The 15530-nt window shown below is 71.8% G+C and carries 13 protein-coding genes and 1 riboswitch; of the genes, 8 read left to right on the top strand and 5 right to left on the bottom strand.

Annotated elements, in window-relative coordinates; all coding sequences use genetic code 11:
- Positions 1-7 precede the first annotated feature (7 nt).
- Positions 8-124: riboswitch (SAM riboswitch) on the top strand.
- 191 nt (positions 125-315) lie between these two features.
- Positions 316-1716 carry an aminotransferase class V-fold PLP-dependent enzyme gene (locus ACZ4VK_RS01730; RefSeq protein ID WP_468347375.1) on the top strand — a complete coding sequence of 467 codons (1401 nt, stop codon included), beginning with the start codon at positions 316-318 and terminating at the stop codon, positions 1714-1716.
- A gap of 80 nt (positions 1717-1796) precedes the next feature.
- On the opposite strand, the gene ACZ4VK_RS01725 is transcribed toward ACZ4VK_RS01730, so the two are convergent.
- Together ACZ4VK_RS01725 and ACZ4VK_RS01720 are read right to left on the bottom strand one after the other, a co-directional pair.
- Positions 1797-2078, bottom strand: a complete 282-nt coding sequence (locus ACZ4VK_RS01725) for an Lrp/AsnC family transcriptional regulator (RefSeq protein WP_030205672.1) — start codon at positions 2076-2078, stop codon at positions 1797-1799.
- On the bottom strand, positions 2075-2827 hold the full coding sequence (locus ACZ4VK_RS01720; RefSeq protein ID WP_468347374.1) for a rhomboid family intramembrane serine protease: 753 nt from the start codon (positions 2825-2827) through the stop codon (positions 2075-2077). The genes ACZ4VK_RS01725 and ACZ4VK_RS01720 overlap by 4 nt, the downstream gene beginning before the upstream one ends.
- A gap of 159 nt (positions 2828-2986) precedes the next feature.
- Here ACZ4VK_RS01720 and ACZ4VK_RS01715 point away from each other — a divergent pair, with 159 nt between their 5' ends.
- From ACZ4VK_RS01715 to ACZ4VK_RS01695, 5 genes are all read left to right on the top strand, one after another.
- The gene (locus ACZ4VK_RS01715) at positions 2987-3229 is read left to right on the top strand and encodes a hypothetical protein (RefSeq protein WP_017238847.1); all 243 of its coding nucleotides are present in this window, start codon (positions 2987-2989) and stop codon (positions 3227-3229) included.
- 33 nt (positions 3230-3262) lie between these two features.
- Positions 3263-4627 carry an NYN domain-containing protein gene (locus tag ACZ4VK_RS01710; RefSeq protein WP_468347372.1) on the top strand — a complete coding sequence of 455 codons (1365 nt, stop codon included), beginning with the start codon at positions 3263-3265 and terminating at the stop codon, positions 4625-4627.
- Positions 4628-4882: 255 nt separating this feature from the next.
- Positions 4883-5920, top strand: a complete 1038-nt coding sequence (locus tag ACZ4VK_RS01705; RefSeq protein ID WP_468347370.1) for a C40 family peptidase — start codon at positions 4883-4885, stop codon at positions 5918-5920.
- Positions 5921-6115: 195 nt separating this feature from the next.
- Complete coding sequence (locus ACZ4VK_RS01700; RefSeq protein WP_468347368.1) at positions 6116-7141, top strand: C40 family peptidase; 1026 nt, start codon at positions 6116-6118, stop codon at positions 7139-7141.
- 48 nt (positions 7142-7189) lie between these two features.
- The gene (locus ACZ4VK_RS01695) at positions 7190-8416 is read left to right on the top strand and encodes a hypothetical protein (protein ID WP_468347366.1); all 1227 of its coding nucleotides are present in this window, start codon (positions 7190-7192) and stop codon (positions 8414-8416) included.
- A gap of 122 nt (positions 8417-8538) precedes the next feature.
- Here ACZ4VK_RS01695 and ACZ4VK_RS01690 read toward each other — a convergent pair whose 3' ends face one another.
- Positions 8539-10011 carry a DUF2079 domain-containing protein gene (locus tag ACZ4VK_RS01690; protein WP_468347364.1) on the bottom strand — a complete coding sequence of 491 codons (1473 nt, stop codon included), beginning with the start codon at positions 10009-10011 and terminating at the stop codon, positions 8539-8541.
- A 71-nt stretch (positions 10012-10082) separates the two neighbouring features.
- Positions 10083-11345, bottom strand: a complete 1263-nt coding sequence (locus ACZ4VK_RS01685) for a glycosyltransferase 87 family protein (protein ID WP_468347362.1) — start codon at positions 11343-11345, stop codon at positions 10083-10085.
- A 90-nt stretch (positions 11346-11435) separates the two neighbouring features.
- Between ACZ4VK_RS01685 and ACZ4VK_RS01680 the strand changes: the two genes are divergently transcribed.
- Positions 11436-12578 carry a glycosyltransferase family 4 protein gene (locus ACZ4VK_RS01680; RefSeq protein ID WP_468347360.1) on the top strand — a complete coding sequence of 381 codons (1143 nt, stop codon included), beginning with the start codon at positions 11436-11438 and terminating at the stop codon, positions 12576-12578.
- A gap of 67 nt (positions 12579-12645) precedes the next feature.
- Here the strand turns inward: ACZ4VK_RS01680 and ACZ4VK_RS01675 are convergent, their stop codons facing one another.
- A complete protein-coding gene (locus ACZ4VK_RS01675) occupies positions 12646-14442 on the bottom strand; it encodes an AMP-dependent synthetase/ligase (protein ID WP_468347358.1) in 1797 nt (598 codons plus the stop codon).
- 255 nt (positions 14443-14697) lie between these two features.
- Here ACZ4VK_RS01675 and ACZ4VK_RS01670 point away from each other — a divergent pair, with 255 nt between their 5' ends.
- Positions 14698-15465, top strand: coding sequence for a metallophosphoesterase family protein (locus tag ACZ4VK_RS01670; RefSeq protein ID WP_468347356.1), 768 nt, complete (start codon positions 14698-14700; stop codon positions 15463-15465).
- The last annotated feature ends 65 nt before the right edge of the window (positions 15466-15530 follow it).

Below are 15530 nucleotides of genomic sequence, written 5' to 3'. Positions count from 1 at the left end.
TTCGGCAGGTCATGAGTGACAGCTACGAAGCCCCGGCTTGCTGTCCGGCAACCCTCCGTCCGTGGCGGGGTGCCCCGGGTGAAGACCAGGCCGTGGACAGCAAGGTCCACGGCAAGCGCGGACCCCTCGATCACCAGGGGTCCTGGTCTCTCGAGGAGCGTTTTTCCGTGAGCAAGCGAATGCGTTAGGGCCTGCGGCCCCGTTTTCCCATCCTCCGCACGACCACCGTGTGTCGAGGCAACACCCGTGTGAGGCGCCCCACTTCGCGCTGCCCCGCGGGCCCTTCGCTGCCCATTCCTGCCGGGAGATACCGCCATGTCCGCGTACCCGAACGCCGCCGCCACCGCTGCCACCGCCGTCGACTCCGAGTCCGCCGAACCCCGCTGCGCCGCCCCGCTGCCCGTCCTCGGCCGGGACGTCACCGTCCCGCTCGTCACCGGCGGCGAGGTGACCTACGCGGCGCTCGACTACGCGGCCAGCGCGCCGGCCCTCCAGCGGGTCTGGGACGACGTCGCCGCGTACGCCCCCTACTACGGCAGCGTCCACCGCGGCGCCGGATACCTCTCCCAGCTCTCCACCGACCTCTTCGAGAACAGCCGCGCCACCGTCGCCGAGTTCCTCGACTGCCGCCCCGGCGACCAGGTCGTCTTCACCCGCTCCACCACCGACTCCCTCAACCTGCTTGCCGCCGCCGTCCCCGCCGACTGCGAGGTCTTCGTCTTCGAGACCGAGCACCACGCCTCGCTGCTGCCCTGGAAGGACGCCCGGGTCACCTACCTCAACGCGCCGCGCACCCCGGAGCAGGCCGTCGCGACCCTGGAGCGCGCCCTCGCCGACCGCGAGCCGTACGGCCCCTCGCTGGTCTGCGTCACCGGTGCCTCCAACGTCACCGGCGAGCTGTGGCCGGTGAAGGAGCTCGCCGCCGCCGCGCACGCGCACGGCGCCCGGATCGTGCTCGACGCCGCGCAGCTCGCGCCCCACCACCCCGTCTCCGTCCAGGACCTCGACGTCGACTGGATCGCCTTCTCCGGACACAAGCTGTACGCGCCCTTCGGCTCGGGCGTCCTCGCGGGCCGCGCCGACTGGCTCCAGGACGCCGAGCCCTACCTCGCCGGCGGCGGCGCCTCCCGCAAGGTGGCGCGTCGGGCCGACGGGGGCGTGGACGTCGAGTGGCACACCACCGCGGCCCGGCACGAGGCCGGTTCCCCGAACGTCATCGGCGTGTACTCCATCGCCTCCGCCTGCAAGGCGCTCACCGAGGCCGGCTTCGACTCCCTGGTCGCCCGCGAGCAGCACCTGATCTCCACGGTCCGTGAGGGCCTGGCCGAGGTGCCCGAGGTGCGCGTCCTCTCGCTCTTCGGCGACGATGCCCCCCGCGTCGGCGTCATCTCCTTCGTCGTCGACGGCTGGAACAGCTCCCACTTCGCCGCCGCGCTCTCCGCCGAGTACGGCATCGGCGTCCGCGACGGTCTCTTCTGCGCCCACCCGCTGGTCCGCACGCTGCTCGGCAGCGACCCCCAGACCCAGGGCGAGTGCGGCGCCCCCGAGGCCGCGCCCGGGGAGAGGTCCCTCAACGCCATCCGCGTGAGCTTCGGAGCCGGTACGCCCGACGAGCACGTGGAGCGGTTCGTCGGCGCCGTGAAGGAGCTCGTCCGGGACGGGGCGCAGTGGAAGTACCGCACCGAGGACGGCCGCTGCGTCCCCGACCGCGGCTGATCACTCACTCGTACGGGTGAAGGGGGCCTCCCGGTCGGGATGCCCCCTTCAGTCGTGCGGCGTCTTGGCCGTCCTGGGTGTCAGGACTCCAGACCGATGGCGAAGGCCGCCTCAAGATCGTGCTGGGAGTAGGTGCGGAAGGCGACGTGGGTGTCCGTGGCCTCGACCCCCGGGATCTTGCTGATGCTGCCGGGGATCACATCCGCCAGGTCGTCGTGGCGCGGCACCCGGACCATGGCGATCAGGTCGTACGTACCGGTCACCGAGAAGACCTCGCTGACGCTGTCGAGCGCGGCGATCGACTCGGCGATCTCGGGGATGCGGTCCACGCTGGTCTTGATGAGCACGATCGCGGTGATCACGGCTGGCTTTCTCCCTCGGTCGCCGCGGCTTGGGCTTTCACTCTATCCCCACCCCGGTAGCGCCCCCAGGCGAAGAGGAAGCCGACGGAGAAGCCCACCACATGGGCCAGGTAGGCGACGCCGGGACCGGCGCCCGCCGCCCGCGCGGCCAGCCACTGCAGCACGAACCAGAAGATCAGCACGATCCAGGCGGGGAAGCGCAGCGGCAGGAAGAAGAGGAAGGGGAAGAGGCTGGTGACCCGGGAGCGCGGGAAGAGGAAGAGGAAGGCCCCGAGCACCCCGGAGATCGCGCCGGACGCCCCGACGAGCGTCTGCTCGCTGCTCGCGTGCGCCGCCGCGTACCCGAGGAGCGCGAGGTAGCCGGTGCCCAGGTAGAAGAGGGCGAACCCGGCCCGGCCCATGCGTTCCTCGGCCATCGCCCCGAAGACGTAGAGGAAGAGCATGTTCCCCAGGAGGTGGAGCCAGCTGCCGTGGACGAAGAGCGCGGTCAGCGGGGTGAGCAGGGCGCGCGGCTCGCCGCTCATCAGCTCGTCGGGAACGACGCCCCAGCGGCGGAAGTAGACGCCCTGAGCCGCGAGGAGCCGGTCGCCCGTGCCGTACACCGGGTTCAGTCCCGAGACCGGACTGATCGCGAAGAGGAGGACGCACGCCGCGATCAGTCCGTACGTCACCGTGGGGCCGCTGCGGGCGCCGCGCCATGCCCCCCGGGCAGCGCGGACAGCGCGGACCGCTCCTCGCCGATCGATCATGGACAGATCATGGCGTACCGGGGCCGAAGTGGACAGAGTGCCTCGCCGTGCCCCCGCCGACCCGCGAGGCCGTAGGGTTACGGGCAGTACTACCCGCAGTTCGACGGCGCACCGCGGCTCCCGTACCTGGTACCTCGCAACAGGAAGAAGGACGGCACGATGACGACGGTTCCCCTGCCGACCGCCGAGACCCGCTGGCGCTGCACGCTCTGCGGCAATCTGACCCGCTTCGACGTGACCCGCTCCTCCAAGGTCGTCGAGTACGTCCATCTGGACCTCGCGGGGGATCCGACGGTCGAGGAGCGGCAGGTGGTCAGTGAGACCATCGAGTCGGTCCGCTGCCGCTGGTGCAACGCGGTGGACCAGATCGAACTGGTGGACAGGCCGGGCGCCGCTTCCTGAGGGACGGCGCGGACGACATAGGGGTGACGGATCGTGGAGCAGCCCGCGCACGGTGGAGAGCCGGCCGGCGCGGCAGGTGACGCTGCCGAGACGCTCGACCACCCACTGCCGGAAGGCGTACGGCGGCGGGTCGTCGCGCTGGTCGCCGACGCCTTCGGCGGGCTGACCGTCGCGGAGCTGCCCGCGCCCCTGAGGCAGTACGCCCGGTTCACCGCGAGCCGGCGGGCCAAGTTCGCCGGCAACGCGATGGCGGCGGCCCTGGAGAGCGATCCGCTGTTCCGGCAGCGGATCGGCGAGCGGTTCAAGCAGGGCCAGCCCGAACTTGCCGGAGCCGTCGAGACCGGCACCCCGCCCGCCGCCGCCGACCCCGTCGACGTGGCGGCGGCCGCCTATGTGCTGCGCCCGCCCGGCTGGGTCAAGCTGGTGGCCGCCGCGGGCGAGGAGGCCCTGCGCGTCGACGCCGAGCGGGCCGACGAAGCCGGGCGGCGCGAACTGGAGCGGCTGCGCGAGGAGCTCGCCGCCGCGCGGGACCGCTCCCGGGACGAGACCGAGCAGCTGCGGCGCGACCTGGAGACGGCCCGGAAGGAAGCGGAATCGCTCCACCGGAAGCTGCGCAGCGCCCAGAGCGACGTGAAGCGCGGCGAGGCCGCGCTGCGCCGTGTCCAGGGCGAGATCGACACCGCGCGGGCGGAGGCGGCGGCCCAGGTGTCCTCGGCCGAGAGCGAGAGCCGTCGGCTCAAGGCCCGGCTCGCCGAGGTCGAGGCGGCCCTCGAGGCGAGCCGCAGGTCCGCCCGCGAGGGACGCTCGGTGGAGGACATGCGGCTGCGGCTGCTGCTCGACACCGTCCTGGACGCGGCCCAGGGGCTCCGCCGCGAGCTGGCCCTTCCGCCCGTCTCGACGCACCCGGCGGACACCGTGGACGCGGTGGAGCCGGGGCGGATGTCCCCGAAGGACATCGCGGCGCGGGCGCTCTCCGAGACCGATCCGGCGCTGCTCGACCAGCTCCTCGCGTTGCCGCAGGCCCATCTGGTCGTCGACGGCTACAACGTCACCAAGACCGGTTATCCGACGATGCCGTTGGAGAAGCAGCGGCTGCGGCTGCTCGGCAGTCTCTCGGCCCTCGCCGCCCGCTCGGGCGCCGAGGTCACCTGTGTCTTCGACGGGGCGGAGCTGGCGGCCCCGGTGCTGCTCGCGCCGCCGCGCGGGGTGCGGGTGCTGTTCTCCAAGCCCGGTGTCACGGCGGACGAGCTGATCCGCCAGCTGGTCCGGGCGGAGCCGCCCGGCCGGCCGGTGGTGGTGGTCTCCACGGACCGCGAGGTGGCCGACGGGGTCGCGAAGGCGGGTGCGCGCCCGGTGGCGTCCGCCTTGTTGCTGAAGCGGCTTTCGCGGCTCTCGTAACGCATGGCAACTCCTGGGCGTTATGCCCGGATTCTGGATGGCGGACCGTCAAGTGGCCATCACTGCCCGTGCGATGCGTGTAAATAAAGTGGTGCCTGAGCGATATTTTTGCCAGTGGGATTTGAACTGATCACAACTTGGTCACTAGGGTCAGCCTTCGAACCTTCGCGCGGTTGATCACCCATCCGGGGTGACGGCGGAGGAACCGCCTGCCCTGACCGGTTGGGCGGCTCGAGGAAGAAGGAGCTCGCCTTCGTGGCGTCCCACCGTCGACCCAAGCAGCCGAGCCGTGCCCGCGTGACCGTACTCACCGCGGCCGCGGCAGCAGCCGTCGCCCTCTCCGCTCAGTCCGGAGCCCAGGCGGCCCCTGCCAAGCCCAAGATCGACGAGGTCAAGTCCAAGGTCGACAAGCTGAACCACGAGGCCGAAGAGGCCACGGAGCAGTACAACCTCGCGGACGAGCGCAAGGGCAAGCTGCAGAAGGAGATCGGTCAGCTCCAGGACCAGGTGGCCCGCGGTCAGGAGGAGCTCAACACCCTCCGCGACCAGATCGGTTCGGTCGCCACCGCCCAGTACCGCTCCGGCGGCATCGACCCGGCGCTCCAGCTCTTCCTCTCCGCCGACCCGGACACCTACCTCGACAGGGCGTCCGCGATCGACCAGTTGAGCGCCCAGCAGGCCGACGTGCTCACCTCGATCCAGGCCAAGCAGCGCACGCTCGCCCAGCAGCGGGCCGAGGCCACCACGAAGCTGGCCGACCTCGAGGACGTCCGCAAGACGCTCGGCGAGAAGAAGAAGAAGTTCCAGGGCAAGCTGGCCGAGGCCCGCAAGCTCCTCAACACCCTCACCGAGGCCGAGAAGGCCAGGCTGCAGGAGAAGGAGCAGCGCGCGAGCCGCGCCGCCGGCGAGCGGGTCGACCTCGGCAACGAGGCCCCCGCGAACGGCTACGGCGCGGCGGCGCTCGCCGCCGCCGCCACCCAGATCGGCAAGCCGTACGCCTCCGGCCAGGAGGGCCCCGGTTCGTACGACTGCTCCGGTCTGACCCAGTGGGCCTACGGCCAGGCCAACGTTCAGCTCACCCGCACCACCTACACCCAGCAGAACGACGGCGTGAAGATCGGCCGCAGCCAGCTCAAGCCGGGCGACCTGGTCTTCTTCAACGGCCTTTCGCACGTGGGTCTGTACGCGGGCAACAACACCGTTCTGCACGCCCCCTACTCGGGCGCCTACGTCCGCTACGAGTCCATGAACACCCTGGGCTCGTTCCAGTTCGGGGTCCGCGTCGGCGGCTGACGCCCCGCGACCCGCTGCGGTATGCCGCCCGAACGGGTGGTTCGCCGCGACGCGTACTGACCTGACGCCCCGCCGGTGACCTGTGTTCTCCGGCGGGGCGTCACTTTCTGTGCCCATCGGCTTCGTTGGACGCGGACTGATCAGCGGCTACTGTCTGCCGCGCCAGTCAGCGTCGAGCCGAACGGAGCGCGATTCGTGGCGTCCCACCGCCGACCCGCCAGGGTCACCGTCCTCACCGCAGCCGCCGCGGCCACCGCGGCGGCGTCCCTCGGGGCCGTCCCCGCGAGCGCCGACCCCGGGGCCGGAACCGAGGCCACCCGCGCCACGGTCGACCGCCTCTTCGAGGAGGCCGAGAAGGCCACCGAGGGCTACAACCGGGCGGACGAGAAGGCGGACGCACTGCGCCGGACGGTCTCCCAGGCCCAGGACGGCCTGGCCCGCGGCCAGGAGCGCATCAACCGCATGCGGGGCGCACTCGGCGCGGTCGCCGGGGCCCAGTACCGCTCCGGCGGCATCGACCCCGCCCTCGCCCTGCTGCTCTCCTCCGACCCGGACAGCTACCTCGACCGGGCCACCGCCCTCGACCGGGCCACCGCACGCCAGAGCGCCGCCCTCGGCGAGCTCCAGCGGGAGCAGCGCCGGCTGAACCAGAAGCGCTCAGAGGCCCGCTCGGCGCTGGCCGAGCTCGAGGAGAGCCGGGCCGAGGTCGCCCGCCACAAGCGCACCATCGAGCGCAAGCTCGCCGAGGCCCGCCGGGTGCTCGCGAGCCTCACCGCCGAGGAGCGCGCCGACTTCGACCGCGCCTCCAGGACCGGCGGACGCGACGCGGCGCCCGCCGAGGAGCCGCCGCCCATGGCCGACCCCGGTCCGGTCTCCTCACGGGCCTCCGCCGCGGTGACCGCGGCCCGCAGCGCCATCGGCAAGCCGTACGTGTGGGGCGCGACCGGCCCCTCGGCCTTCGACTGCTCGGGCCTGATGGTCTGGTCCTACCGGCAGGCCGGGATCAGCCTCCCGCGCACCTCCTCGGCGCAGCGGTACGCGGGGCGTCAGGTGCCGCTCGGCGAGGCGCAGCCCGGGGACCTCGTCACGTACCGCGGCGACGCCAGCCACGTCGGGATCTACGCGGGCAACGGGCAGGTCATCCACGCCCCCTACCCGGGCGCGCGGGTCCGCTACGACCCGGTGAACATGATGTCGCACGTGACGGTGACCCGGGTCTGAGCCCGTTCCCCGGGCCGCTCCCCTCCGGCGCCCCGTACGATCGGGGGCGTGGCAGGTCAGCGGAGGGGAGCGGCGCGCGGCGCGGCGGCATTCCTCCTCGCGGCCCTGCTTGCCCTCGGCGGCTGTGCGGCCCCCGAACCGGCCGGCCCGGCGGCCGGGGAGATCCAGGGCCTGCTCGACCGGCACGCCCGGGCGCTGCTCGACCGGGACGAGGCCGGCTACCTCGCCGCCCTCGACCCCGCGCTCGCGCCGGCCGCGCGCACCGAGTTCGACCGGCTCGCGAAGATCCCGCTGGGCGGTCTGACGTACCGGGTCACCGATCTCGACAGGACCGGCGAGGGCCGGGTCACCGTCGAGGCCGAGCTGGGGTACCGGATCAAGGGGTACGACTCGGGGCCCGCCACCACCGAGCGGATCCTCGACCTCGTCGAGCGGGACGGACGCTGGTACGTCACCGGCGACCGCGCCGCGGAGGGCGCCCCGCAGCAGCTGTGGCAGCAGGGCGACGTCGAGGCGGTGACCGGGCGGCGCAGCCTCGTCCTCGGCGTGGGGCAGAGCCGCGAGCGGCTGAGGGAGATCGCGGCGGCCGCGGACCGGGCGGTGCCGGCGGTCGGGGACGCCTGGCACGGGAACTGGGCGGGCCGGATCGTGGTCCTCGTGCCCGCGTCGGTCGAGGCGATGGGACGGCTCCTCGGCGGGCCGGCCGCCTCCTACCGGGGCATCGCCGCCGTCACGACCGGCGAGGTCGGCGGCGGGCCCCTGGCGCCCGCCGACCGGGTGATCGTGAACCCTGAGGCGTACGCGGTGCTCGGCGCGTTCGGCCGGCAGCTGGTCCTCACCCACGAGGCCACCCATGTGGCGACCCGGGCCCAGACCACGAGGGCCACCCCGGTCTGGCTCTCGGAGGGCTTCGCCGACTGGGTCGCCTACCGGGGCACCGGCCGCACCGCCGCCCAGGCCGCTCCCGAACTGCGCCGCGCGGTCCACGCGGGCGAGCTGCCCGCCCGGCTCCCGGAGGACGCCGACTTCACCTTCGGCGGCGACGCGGAGGCCATGGGGCGCGCCTACGAGGGCGGCTGGCTGGCCTGCGAGCTGATCGCGGACCGCTGGGGCGAGGAGAGGCTGGCGGCCTTCTACCGGGCGGTGGGCGCGCATCCGGGCCGCGAGGGCGCGGTGGAGAAGGCGCTCCAGGAGGTACTGGCCACCACCCCGGAGGAGTTCACGGCGGACTGGCGGGCGTATCTGGGGGAGCGGCTCGGCACCGCGGCACCGTAGGGGGTGTCTTGCCGATCAGGCCGGGCTCACGGCGTGATCGACAAGACACCCCCTAGAGCGCGGATCGGCCGCCGGGACAAGCCGAGGAATCGCCCGCATCGGCGTCATCCGTGGACAGCGACCTACCGTGACGTCTTCGCGCTGTCGATCCGGCTGAAGAGGGAGATCCCGTCCCGCGTCTCGACCCTGTGATAACCGGGAACATCCGGCGTGGCCGCTTCCATCGCCTTTCCGGCCGCGCACTCCGGATCGGTCATGTCGGTGGCGTCGTAGATCAGCCACTGGGGTGGCTCGCTCGGCGGGAAGGAGCGAGGGAAGAGACAGATCTCGCTGACGGTGGCCCGGTCCGCGAGTTGGGCGGCCAGGCGATTCGACGCGGCCACCGTCGCACCGTCGGGGATCTTCCCGAGCAGCTCGTCCGCTGTTCTGACATGGGCGGACTCGCTCCATGTGCGCGGGAGTACGAGCTCATGCAGGGGATGGGTGAAGAAAGTGACGCTCGTGGTCACCGCTCCGACGACACAGGCGGGCAGGATTCCTCGGCCGGGGACACGGCCCATGGCGACGGCGTGAATCGCGGCGGCGAAGGCGATGGGCATGAGGACCGCGCTGTAGTGGAAGTCCGTCCCCCAGTGGAAGGGGTTCGGCGAGGTGAAGCGCCAGGCGAGCGTCGGCAGTGCGACGAGCAGGATCGGGGAGCGAACGGCGAGGAATCCGGTGGGGGCCAGGATCATGAGGACCGTGAGCCACTTGACCGGCGGCCAGAACGCCTCGGCTGCCTGCATCAGCAGGCCCGTCTCCTCGGGGGTCGGGGCCGGCCAATAGGCGAACTTCCCGAGGGGATTGAAGTACGGAAGGATCACCAGCATCTCGAGCGCCGTCGCGGCGGCCCCGAAGACGAGGGTGGCGAGTCCCGCCGTCCGCGGCCCCTTCCAGGCCGCGTAGGCGCCGATCGCGGCGACCGTGAGACCGAGGTCCTCCTTGACCAGGACCAGGGGAAGCGACCACAGGAGGGCCGCGCGCCAGTTCTTTCGCCCGGCCGCGCAGAGGGAGAGCGACAGGAGCGGCACGGCGAAGGCGACTTCATGGAAGTCGAAGGAGATCAGTTTGGCGAGCCCCCAGGAGGCTCCGTACGAAATCCCGACCCAGTAGGCGAACTTCCGGCCCCTGACCTCGTAGGCCCACTTCATCAGCGGAGTTATGGAGAACGCGATGAGGATTGCCTGGCAGACGAGCAGCGTATAGCTGTACGGAAACGCCTTGTAGGCGGGCGCGAGCAGCGCGAGGATCGGATGGAAGTGATCCCCGAGCGTGTTGTAGTCGGGCCCCTTGAGGGGTGAATACGGCGCCGAGAGCTCGGAGTACGACCTCACGATCTGCGTGAAGATCCCCAGGTCGTATCCGGTCGAGAGATTGGCCGCATGACGCCGCGCCGACAGAAGCAGATACACCACGAAGAAGGCGCCGGCGACCAGATAGGGGGACTTCGAGAATGCTCCTGACGCGGTCCCCCGTGATTCCCCTGCGGTGCTTTCGGTACCTTCGGCAGCCGTGCGCCGCTGAAGCGTGTCGACCGTGAGGTTCTGAGTACTCATATCAGCAGGAAAACCTAACAGGGAGTCAAAGGTCCATCAGGGGAAGCAGGTGCTTGTCGCTGGAATCGGGACTAACCGGTCGGCACCTTCTCCCGCTCCGGCTGATCCGCCGGGGCGGGGATCCGCACCACGCCGGCCTCCGTCACCGTGTGCCGCCACAGGCTGCGACAGGCGGAGAAGGTGGCGGCCACGAGGAGCCCGTTGCGCAGGAACAGCACCGCGAGGCCCAGGGGATCGCTCTCCGTCACGTGGGAGAACCAGACGGGGAACTCGAACTGCGTCACCGCCGTCGCCCACAGCACCAGGTGGGCGGGGCGCCGCATGCTTGTCGACCGGTAGGCGACGCAGACCGCGGCGAGCCCGAACAGCCAGATCATGTACTGCGGCGAGATCACCCGACTCGTCACGGTGAAGAGCAGGACCGCCACGAACGCCGCGTCCGCCACCGTCGACGACGCGAAGCGCCGCGCCTTGAACCGCCACAGCGCCAGCCAGGCCAGGGCGGCGACCGTCAGACCCATCGAGCCGGCCGACACCCAGGAGACGTACGGGCCGATGAATTCCATCGAGCCGTAGTTCATCCGGGCCACTCCGTCCCAGCCGAAGTGCCGGGCCAGATGGAACACCGTCGCGCCCAGCGACTCGACTTCCGTGCCCCGCTCGCTCTGGTAGGAGAGGAAGGCCAGACCCCCCGGCATCCAGGCCGAGCACAGCAGCAGGACCGCGCCCGCCGAGCCCGCGGCCACCGGCCAGGAGCGCCAGGTCATCGACCCCCTGAGGGTGCCCGCGAGCAGCAGGGCCGGCCATACCTTGAGCACCGCGCCGAAACCGGCGAGCGCCCCGAGCGTCTTGGGACTGCGGGCGGCGGCAAGCAGGGCCGCCACGGCCACGGCCGTCACCATGATGTCGTAGCGGGCGTACGCGGTCGGGCCGAGCAGCGGCACCGCCGCGAGCCACAGCCAGGCGCCCCGCATCGACCGGCCCGGGCGGCGGCCCGTGCGCACGAGGAGTCCGAGGACGACGGCGTCGCAGAGGAACGCCAGGACGAAGAAGGCGGCCGAGTAGCCGAGGAACGGCAGCAGTCCGGGCGCGAGGATCGGGAGGGCGGCGGCCGGAGGGTACTGCCAGGTCACGTCGTTCTTGGGATACGTTCCGGCGCTCAGTACCTCGAACCAGCCCCGGTAGATCTCCTCCACCTCGAACGTCACGTCCGGGCCGGGGACCACCACGATCTTGAAGGCGCACAGCAGCAGGATGATCCGGGTGAGGCCCCAGAGCGTGAGCGGAAGCCGCAGATCCATGGAGAGGCTGTTCTTTCCCACCGCGCCCGTCATGACCGTCCTGGTTCCTGTCCTGTCGGCTCGCTCACGCGGAGGAGTGGTGGGTGCTGGGCGGTGGGTGCGCGCGCGGTACTGTCGGCCACGATGCACAAGACCCTGATCGTAACCAACGACTTCCCGCCGCGTCCCGGCGGAATCCAGGCCTTCCTGCACAACATGGCACTCCGTCTGGATCCCGACCGGATCGTCGTCTACGCCTCCACGTGGAAGCGCAGCCGCGAAGGGATCGACGCGACGGCCGCGTTCGACGCCGAACAGCCTTTCACGGTCGTCCGGGATCGCACCACCATGCTGCTCCCGACCCCTCGGGTCACCGCCCGGGCCACCGCGCTCCTCCGTGAGCACGGCTGCGAGTCCGTGTGGTTCGGCGCCGCGGCCCCCCTCGGCCTGATGGCCCCCGCGCTGCGCCGCGCGGGCGCCCGGCGGCTCGTCGCCACCACCCACGGCCATGAGGCGGGCTGGGCCCAACTGCCCGCCTCCCGGCAGCTGTTGCGGCGGATCGGCGAGGGTACGGACACGATCACCTACCTCGGCGAGTACACCCGCTCCCGGATCGCGGCGGCCCTCACGCCCGCCGCCGCCGGCCGGATGACGCAGCTCCCGCCCGGCGTCGACGAGAAGACCTTCCACCCCGGCTCGGGCGGCGCCGAGGTCCGCGCCCGCCTCGGGCTCAGCGACCGCCCCGTCGTGGTCTGCGTCTCCCGCCTCGTTCCGCGCAAGGGCCAGGACACCCTGATCCGCGCCCTGCCGCGGATCCTCCGCCGGGTCCCGGACGCGGTCCTCCTGATCGTCGGCGGCGGTCCGTACGAGAAGGACCTGCGCCGCCTCGCCGCCGAGACCGGCGTGGCCGGATCCGTACGCTTCACCGGCGCCGTCCCCTGGTCCGAGCTCCCCGCCCACTACGGGGCGGGCGACGTCTTCGCCATGCCCTGCCGCACCCGGCGCGGCGGCCTCGACGTCGAAGGCCTCGGCATCGTCTACCTGGAGGCCTCCGCCACCGGCCTCCCGGTCGTCGCCGGCGACTCCGGCGGCGCCCCCGACGCCGTCCTCGACGGCGAGACCGGCTGGGTCGTCCGCGGCGAGTCCCCCGAGGACACCGCCGACCGCGTCACCACCCTCCTCCTCGACCCCGAGCTCCGCGCCCGCATGGGCGAGCGGGGCCGCGCCTGGGTCGAGGAGAAATGGCGCTGGGACCTCCTCGCGGAGCGGCTGCGCGAGCTCCTCTGAAGGACGGTGTACGAAGGGGCCCGAGGCGATCCACTCGCCTCGGGCCCCTTCGTACACCGCTCACGGCTCACGCCGTGTAGATCGCCTCGATCTCGTCCGCGAAGTCCTTCGCCACCACGTTCCGCTTCAGCTTCAGGGACGGGGTGATGTGCCCCGCCTCCTCCGTGAACTGGGCGGGAAGAATCCGGAACTTGCGGACCGACTCGGCCTTGGAGACCGCGGCGTTGCCGTCGTCGATCGCCCGCTGGACCTCCGCCACGAGCTCCGCGTCGTCCCGCAGGGAGGCCGCCGTCGAACCCGCCGGCTTGCCGTGCTCGGCGGCCCAGCGGCCGAGGAACTCCTCGTCGATCGTGACCAGCGCGCCCACGAACGGACGCCCGTCGCCGACCACCATGCACTCCGCGACCAGGGCGTGCGCCCGGATCCGGTCCTCGATGACCGCCGGGGCGACGTTCTTGCCGCCCGCCGTCACCAGGATCTCCTTCTTCCGGCCGGTGATCGCGAGGTAGCCGTCCTCGTCGAGGGTGCCGATGTCCCCCGTGTGGAACCAGCCGTCCGCGAGCGCCTCGGCCGTCGCCGTCTCGTTGTTCCAGTACCGCGAGAAGATGTGCTCGCCGTGCAGCAGCACCTCGCCGTCGTCGGCGATCCGCACCACCGAACCCGGCAGCGGCTGACCGACCGTGCCGATCTTCTGCCGGTCCCAGGGGTTGAACGCGGTCGCCGCGCACGACTCCGTCAGGCCGTAGCCCTCCAGGACCGTGAAGCCGATGCCCCGGAAGAAGTGGCCGAGGCGCTCGCCCAGGGGCGCACCGCCCGAGATCGCGTACTCGCCGCGACCGCCGAGCACCGCCCGCAGCTTGGAGAAGACCAGCTTGTCGAAGATCTTGTGCTTCAGCCTGAGGCCGAAGGACGGGCCCTGCGGGGTGCCGATGGCCCTGCTGTACGCGATGGCCGTGTGGGCGGCCTTGTCGAAGATCTTACCCTTGCCGTCGGCCTGCGCCTTCGCCCGGGCCGAGTTGTAGACCTTCTCGAAGACCCGCGGCACACCCAGGATCAGCGTCGGCCGGAACGAGGCCAGCTCGTCGGTGAGGTTCTTGATGTCCGGGACGCAGCCCAGCCGGATCGGCGCCATCACGGACGCGACCTCGACGAGCCGCCCGAAGACGTGCGCGGCGGGCAGGAAGAGGAGCACCGAGCACTCGCCCGTACGGAAGAGGGGCTTCAGCCGCTCCACCACGTTGCCGCACTCGGCGAAGAAGGCCCGGTGGGTCAGGACACAGCCCTTGGGGCGGCCCGTCGTGCCCGAGGTGTAGACGATCGTCGCCGGGTCGTCCGCGTTCGCCGCCGACATGCGCTCGTCGAGCAGCTCGTCGGAGACGTCCGCGCCGGTGGCGGTGAGCCGCGCGACCGCGTCGTCCTCGATCTGCCACACGGCCTTCAGCTGCGGAAGGCCCGCCCGCACGGACTCCACCGACTCCTGGTGCGCCGCGCTCTCGACGAGCACCAGGGTGGCGCCCGAGTCGCCGAGGATCCACTGGATCTGCTCCGGCGAGCTCGTCTCGTACACGGGGACGGTCACGCCGCCCGCGCTCCAGATCGCGAAGTCGAGGAGCACCCACTCGTAGCGGGTGCGCGACAGCAGCGCGACCCGGTCGCCCGGCTCGACGCCGGCGGCGATCAGACCCTTGGCGACCCCGCGTACCTCGGCCAGGAACTCTCTGGCGGTCACGTCGGTCCACGTCCCGCCGGCCTTGCGGCCCATCACGGCGACGTCTGGGTGCTGGGAGGCGTTGCGGCGGATGAGATCCGTCAGGTTGCCGTCCGCGGGGACCTCGTACAGGGCCGGAAGGCTGAACTCGCGCAAGACTGCTGCTCCTCATCGGGCGCCGGCGCCACGGCTCTGTGTGATGCACCGGTGAAGTCCAAGAACTGGCGGGTGCTCAGTGGGGGTGAGCACGACTGGACTGCCCGGACGTTACCCATCAGTACATGGTTCCCGATAGGGGGTCCCGGCCAGATGTTCGGTGCGTCACACATGTATGGCGGTGCTCTGCGCACAGTAATCCACAGGTTTGCCGACTCGGAAGTAACCGCAGGTCGCACCCCCTAAGGTAGGCCCATGCGAGTCCATGTGGTCAGTGACGTGCACGGAAACGCCCGAGACCTCGCCAGGGCGGGGGAGGGCGCCGACGCCCTCGTGTGCCTGGGCGACCTCGTCCTCTTCCTCGACTACGCCGACCACAGCCGGGGGATCTTCCCCGACCTCTTCGGCGCCGAGAACGCCACCCGGCTCGTGGAGCTGCGCACCGCCCGCCGCTTCGACGAGGCCCGTGACCTGGGCCGCCGCCTCTGGGCCGAGCTCGACGTCGACCGGGAGACCGCGATCGAGGAGGCGGTCCGCCGCCAGTACGCCGAACTCTTCGCCGCCTTCCCCACCCCCACGTACGCCACCTACGGCAACGTCGACATCCCCCGGTTCTGGCCCGACTTCGCCGGCCCCGGGACGACCGTCCTCGACGGCGAGCGGGTCGAGCTCGGCGGTCTCGTGTTCGGCTTCGTCGGCGGTGGGCTTCGCACGGCCATGCGCACGCCGTACGAGATCTCCGACGAGGAGTACGCGGCGAAGGTCGAGGCCCTCGGCGACGTGGACGTCCTCTGCTCCCACATCCCGCCCGAGGTGCCGGAGCTGACGTACGACACCGTCGCCCGCCGCTTCGAGCGCGGCAGCCGGGCCCTGCTCGACGCGATCCGGCGGACCCGGCCCCGGTACGCGTTCTTCGGCCACGTCCACCAGCCGCTGGCCCGGCGGATGAGGGTCGCCTCCACCGAGTGCGTGAACGTCGGCCACTTCGCCTCCACGGGCAGGCCCTTCGCTCTGGAGTGGTGACGGGCGCCCAGTCGCGGCGCGATAGCCTGCCGTCGGCACGTCTGTGCCCCTTTGACTTCCGCCGG

The organism is Streptomyces sp. NPDC028711 (genome assembly GCF_055565415.1).
The sequence above is the reverse complement of the archived record's forward strand: the minus strand, read 5'-3'. Positions and strand labels throughout refer to the sequence as shown.

Bases quoted from the DNA above. Each gene is read 5' to 3' on its own strand.
- ACZ4VK_RS01730 (WP_468347375.1), top strand. From the start codon at position 316: ATGTCCGCGTACCCGAACGCCGCCGCCACCGCTGCCACCGCCGTCGAC.
- ACZ4VK_RS01720 (WP_468347374.1), bottom strand. From the start codon at position 2,827: ATGATCGATCGGCGAGGAGCGGTCCGCGCTGTCCGCGCTGCCCGGGGG.
- ACZ4VK_RS01715 (WP_017238847.1), top strand. From the start codon at position 2,987: ATGACGACGGTTCCCCTGCCGACCGCCGAGACCCGCTGGCGCTGCACG.
- ACZ4VK_RS01690 (WP_468347364.1), bottom strand. From the start codon at position 10,011: ATGAGTACTCAGAACCTCACGGTCGACACGCTTCAGCGGCGCACGGCT.
- ACZ4VK_RS01685 (WP_468347362.1), bottom strand. From the start codon at position 11,345: ATGACGGGCGCGGTGGGAAAGAACAGCCTCTCCATGGATCTGCGGCTT.
- ACZ4VK_RS01680 (WP_468347360.1), top strand. From the start codon at position 11,436: ATGCACAAGACCCTGATCGTAACCAACGACTTCCCGCCGCGTCCCGGC.
- ACZ4VK_RS01670 (WP_468347356.1), top strand. From the start codon at position 14,698: ATGCGAGTCCATGTGGTCAGTGACGTGCACGGAAACGCCCGAGACCTC.